At 39.0% G+C, this 4,925-nt stretch carries 4 protein-coding genes; 2 read left to right on the forward strand and 2 right to left on the reverse strand.

What is annotated here, in order from left to right:
- Positions 1-394: 394 nt before the first annotated feature.
- A complete protein-coding gene (locus JMX82_RS14010) occupies positions 395-685 on the forward strand; it encodes a type II toxin-antitoxin system Phd/YefM family antitoxin (RefSeq protein WP_045456463.1) in 291 nt (96 codons plus the stop codon).
- Complete coding sequence (locus JMX82_RS14015) at positions 682-936, forward strand: Txe/YoeB family addiction module toxin (protein WP_045456466.1); 255 nt, start codon at positions 682-684, stop codon at positions 934-936. The genes JMX82_RS14010 and JMX82_RS14015 overlap by 4 nt, the downstream gene beginning before the upstream one ends.
- 1,173 nt (positions 937-2,109) lie before the next feature.
- Here the strand turns inward: JMX82_RS14015 and JMX82_RS14020 are convergent.
- The gene (locus JMX82_RS14020; RefSeq protein WP_201540987.1) at positions 2,110-3,078 is read right to left on the reverse strand and encodes a DNA-binding protein; all 969 of its coding nucleotides are present in this window, start codon (positions 3,076-3,078) and stop codon (positions 2,110-2,112) included.
- A gap of 331 nt (positions 3,079-3,409) precedes the next feature.
- Complete coding sequence (locus tag JMX82_RS14025; RefSeq protein ID WP_201540988.1) at positions 3,410-4,648, reverse strand: replication initiation protein; 1,239 nt, start codon at positions 4,646-4,648, stop codon at positions 3,410-3,412.
- Positions 4,649-4,925 lie beyond the last annotated feature (277 nt).

Genomic DNA, 4,925 nt, shown 5'->3' on the forward strand with positions numbered 1-4,925 from the left:
ACTCACATACTCACATACTCACATACTCACATACTCACATACTCACATACTCACATACTCACATACTCACATACTCATATACTCATATACTCATATACTCATATACTCATATACTCATATACTCATATACTCATATACTCATATACTCATATATGTAATTTGGTTGTTTCGACAATATAATGCGGAAAACGTGCCAAGCAGTTTAAACCAAGATCAATATGTCAGCTTTCATATGTACGTTTTAAAAGGTATGCATGGGAACATATCAAATTACCCCTTTGCTTTTTACTAAAATGTGTACAGATATAGGTACGTATATAGTATATACTAGTGTAGTATTTAACCTATAATGATAGGTCATATAACCAACATAATTAAACGTGGAGTAATTATTATGGACGTTGTGAACTACACTGATTTTAGAAAGAGCTTAGCAAAGTATATCGATAAGGTAGACACCGATAAAGGCCCGATATTAATTACAAGACAAAATGCTAAACCGACGGTATTGATGAGTTTAGAAGAGTTTAACTCGTATGAGGAAACACTGCATCTTTTAAGCAGCCCTACCAATGCCAAGCGTCTCAGACGCTCTATTGCTGATGCTAAAGCTGGTCGCTTAATTGAACGTGAGATTGATACCAAAGATATACCCCTCACTTTTGATGATGAGGTAGACGCTTGATACTATCTTGGACGGAAGACGCGTGGGAGGACTATGAGTACTGGCAAAAAACCAGTAAAGAGAAAGTCAAACAGATCGGTAAGCTGATTAAAGCCATCAAACGTGACCCATTTAAGGGTATTGGCAAACCTGAACCACTCAAACATGACCTTGCAGGCTACTGGTCTCGTCGAATTGATCAAGAGCATCGGCTGGTTTATGAAATTCAAGATGATGCGATCATTATCGTCCAGTGCCGTTATCATTATTAAGTAAGGATATGACAGCCTAAAAAATCGCCTGATTTTAAATCAGGCGATTTTTTATAGTGATAGGTAGATAGTTACTGCCCCAGAAGTACTCTTTAATTCTTGAGACATCTCAGCAATCAACTGACGGCAGCACTTAGCCACGACTTGTATTTCAGAATATGAACCGACCCAATATTGTCCGGAACTTAACGTCTTGTGAGGATGTGCTAACTTCATAATAATTGAATTGCTTACGCTAAGATGACGACAAAAAAAGCCTAAGCAATTCAACGAAAAACCAGATATCAAAAAACTAGTCTGCATGACAAACAAAAAAATGCCTCTGGGAGTTGACTCCTAGAGGCATTTAGTTTTTAATGTAATTAACGGTTACAGTGTGCGTCAACACCCTGTAACGAACAAATAAGCATACGCAGTGCGTTATTTGAACAGCATTAAATGCCCGTGTAGGTGCATTTTATCCAAAAACTGCTTTCATATCAACCTTATTCACTATACATTTTAATAAACCGCTTGTTCGCTCGTTACATCCTCGTGCTGCTCTCTTTGTACCCGTTACCCGTCAAATGGGTGGCAGGCCTCGGCGACGACTGCGTTTGACATAAGGGTGAGCTCCCTACAGGGGTGACTAGACAAAGGATCAGAGCAACGCAATGAGTGGTTACTCGTGCATATCGTAGCGGTATATTGGGTTTGGGCCCTTGCTAGCGTATGACAGCACAGTAGCGGTTAAGAGCGTGTCTAGGCGGTGCTATCAGCCGTAATCTTAACAACCGTAGCTTGATACAGTGATACGGTCTTGATGATGCGATGGGCGATGAAGTCGGCATGACTAATCACATCAAATCCAAGGAATGCACTGAAGCGTTTGTGAGTATTTTTTTACTCATAAACGCTTTAGGGTGAGTGTTCCTTGAAATCTGCTCAAGGCTCCAAAATCAGCATAAATTTACTTAGGCTAATTCAAGTAGTATATAGCACACTAGTCTATATACTATAAGACTTAAGAGAAAAAATTAGAATAGTTATTATACAATAGTCACTTATTCAGTGAGTCGATATTGTCATGGTTGATTCATAAGTTTAGTGTGAATAGAACAGGATCTATGCCTTGGGTAAAGTCTCTCCCACACTTATAACTGTTCTTTATCTTGAAACCTCTAATACTTTTATTTAATCAGCATCCAAAGCATTATCTTTGTTTTGAATAAGTATCAGCTCATCTTGTGCTTTCTGAAGTTGATCTTGTAACACAGTCACTCTCTCTTGCTCTGATAGGTGACGGCTTGATAGCTCGCTATACTGCTTATTCAATACGCTATACTCAGCTTCAAGCTTAGCTTGTGTTTGAGTCAGCTGATCATTGAGTCCTGATAGTTTGTTACGCTCAGCGATTATAGCCTTTAACTCTCCTTTGACTTCTGCTGTGTCAGTCGCTATCTCATTGCGTTCAGTAGTTACTGTCTTTAGCTCATCCTTAGTCGCTGTCAGTTCTGCCTGCAGACGTGCAATTTCTGCTTTATCGCTATTAGCAGTGGCTTCAAGCGTGGCCACCTTTGATATGTTGGCACTCAGATCTTTTGATTGCTGATCAAAACTTCTACGCAGATCAGTAAGTTGAGCCTGAGCTGCCGCTGTTTTAGCTCGTTCAAGTTCCAGCTGGTGCTGAGCATCGCTAAGTGTCTGTGTCAGCGTATCCCGTTCAAAAGTCACTTGAGCCGCGGTGATAGCCGTTGCCTCTGCGGTTGCTGCGACCTCATCGAGCTGCCCTAACAAATCAGTCTGCTCACTCTCTAGTGTCTTAACCGCTTCTTGTGCCTCGTCTGTCTCAGCTTGCGACTTGGCCTTAATACTCTCTAAAGCTTCCCGTTCTTTAACCAGACGATCATTGGCAATATCAATGGCCGTCTGCCACATATCCGCACCAAGCGTTTGTAAGCGTTCAGCAATGCCACTTGGTAGCTCAACCTGTCTTAGCTGCTCTTCTTGTTGGTTATCCTGACGCCAAGACTTCATGGCTTCACTGATGGTCGTGAATGATCCACCACCCAGCGCCTTACGCACTTCGGCTAAAGTAGGTTTGATACCTTGTTCATGCAGTTGATCAGCAATAGCATGAATTTGCTGTGTAGTAATGGCCATAATCACTGTCCTTAATTTTGTATGAGTAGATATGTAGCGTTTGTATTTTATTGTATGTAGTATAATACAACATATAACATAATACAATAAGAGGTATAAAAAAACCTCAAGCAATCTTGAGGTCGTAATCGTTAGATTATGGCTAATGATCAGTTAAGTACTCTTCTAGCGCATTACTATCATTTATTAATAACTAGCGCCTGTTTGGCTCTATCCCTAAATTTGGCTGTAATACTTGGGCTAATAGTGCTGGTTTTTTTAGAGAACCCTAGTGGCTTAATACTGCCAAGGCTAGCACCTAACCACTCAGCAATAGGATGTTTTTATTAGTTTACGCATATTCTAAATAATCACGAATAGGACATTTATTGAAAACTGAAGAATCCGTCTTTAGTCTTTTGACCATCTCAATTGCCCACTCTGCCTCATTTTGGCCTGCTAGACTGGTGGAGCTGACCAGATGGTTATAATTGGCTATAAATTCTTTATTCAGAACAATGCGCTTTAATTGTGCGTCGCTTAGACCTTTAGTTGAAAAAGGGTTCAGATCACTCTTCAACACTTTTGACTGCTTAGCCTCTACCTTGGCTTGACTGCTATCTTCAAAACTAAACACAATCTCACTCACCACCCGCCCTTTTTTCTTTTGAGTATAGGTTATCTGATAAGGCGTGTGCGCATGAATATCACTGATGGCTTTATCGATAACATAGCGTTTAAAATTATAAAAATCGGAATAACTTTCAACGCAATTAAATTTTTCACGCAAATAGTCAATGGTATATGTCTTCTTTTTGTGATCTTGGAACATACAACTGGCAATTAGTTCAAATAAAATCATGCCATAACTGCCAAGATTAATAATCCAATGCCGCTCCCACTTGGTAAACGGATTTTCACGGTCGAATACTGACAGCATCTCAATCACCGTATCGGCCAATATAATTTCTAACTGTCCCTCGTTTTCCTTATATTCGCACTGAACAAGCCAAGACACTCCAGTTCTATGCGTTCGTTCGTTATTTTTAAAGTTCCAAAAAAAGAACGCTTTGTGCAGCATACTATCAGCAACTTCTGCCAAGGTACGGTAAATACTTTTTTTTCCTAAATTATATTCATGAGCGAACTCTAGGGCATTAACCGTAAACATTCGTTTTCTGGCATCAGGGTCGCTTTCTACATGCTTACGTACTAATGGCGATAAAAACATAATCAGACGCCGCTCATTCAAGTCCAAATCCGAGATAGCATTTAATAAACGGTTTTGCATCACCAGCCATTTATCACTATAAATTGGCTTGGGTTTATTCTCAACTTCACTGATATTCCGTGGTGGTTTGATTTCTTTAGTATTTGAGGTAATCAAATTGAAATTAAAATCAAATTTTGGTTCTATAACAGGTTCAATAATAAGAATATTGGCATCATTATCACCTACTGTCCTTCTCACATGAGCGATAAGTTCATCACGCTCTTTTTCGCTTAAGTTCTTATCTACTTTGACCGTATAAGACTCGCCTATAGACTCTCGTAGATTATTTTGGAACTGCGTCATCTCATCGCTATTCATATCACAATATTTCGCTTTAACTAACCATTTAGGTAATAATAAGCGGCATTAACGAAAAATACAATTTATAATTTCGTTAATACCGCCTAAACTTTCGTATAATGCCGCCTAAACTTTCGTATAATACCGCCTAAACTTTCGTATAATACCGCCTAAACTTTCGTATTGAAAAAATATTTTTCCGCTGTAGACCAAGTAAAATCAGTGTTTGTGACTGTTTTAACTTTTAGGACAAAAGCTTTTAAAAAATTATTAAAAAATAAGAAATATATTTTTG

It is taken from the genome of Psychrobacter sp. 1044, assembly GCF_904846525.1.
In the GTDB taxonomy this organism is placed as follows: domain Bacteria; phylum Pseudomonadota; class Gammaproteobacteria; order Pseudomonadales; family Moraxellaceae; genus Psychrobacter.